The organism is Oleiphilus sp. HI0128 (genome assembly GCF_001635365.1).
This window is the reverse complement of the sequence record NZ_LWGG01000338.1, coordinates 1-691: the sequence shown is the minus strand read 5'-3', so window position 1 is coordinate 691 and position 691 is coordinate 1. Positions and strand designations below refer to the sequence as shown.

Sequence of the window (691 nt, the reverse complement as noted above, 5' to 3'; positions counted from 1 at the left end):
CGAGCTAATACATCCGCTTCTCTGACGGCCATTTTGATGCGCTGTACAACTTCACACAACACGACATCACCCACTTCATGGCCATATTGATCATTCACGATTTTAAAATCATCCAAATCAATAAACAGTACCGCAACACGCTCCTTTCTTCGCTTAGCTAATGCGATCGCTTCTTCCAGTTTTTCAAAGAACAAAGTCCGGTTACCTATCCCCGTTAAGGCATCAGAATGAGCAAGTTCTTTTAACTTATTCTCTAATGCCTTACGCTCGGTAATATCATTAGCCATGGCAACAACCCGCCCAGGTTGCAAGACTGCGTAGTGCCATTCACATAGAACAAGCTTATTCCTATTGGTCCGACTCCAACCCTCAGCAACCTTAACCTCTCGCCGATCAAACAGGTTCGCAATCATTCTACGAAACTTGTTCTGGTCTCCTAAGGGCACCACATAATCGTAAACAGATTGGCCAATGATATCTTCTGAAGCCCAAGCAAAAATTTGTTCTGCCTGATGATTCCATTCAATGATTTTGCCCTGACTATCCATAATCACCATTGCAGTGGGCGTATTATCAACCACAGTTCTAAGCCAAGAAGTGCGTTTATCCAAACGACGGTTCAAGCGCCAAACGTAAGCGAGAAAGCTCAGCAATATAATCGTAATCAGTGAGGCACCAAGCCCCCAACGTT

Annotated in this window: 1 protein-coding gene; it reads right to left on the bottom strand. The window is 44.3% G+C overall.

Translation table 11 applies throughout. The features are described 5' to 3' along the window. Positions 1–691: diguanylate cyclase domain-containing protein (locus tag A3763_RS04330; RefSeq protein WP_156494899.1), on the bottom strand; the 691-nt coding region annotated here is incomplete at both ends.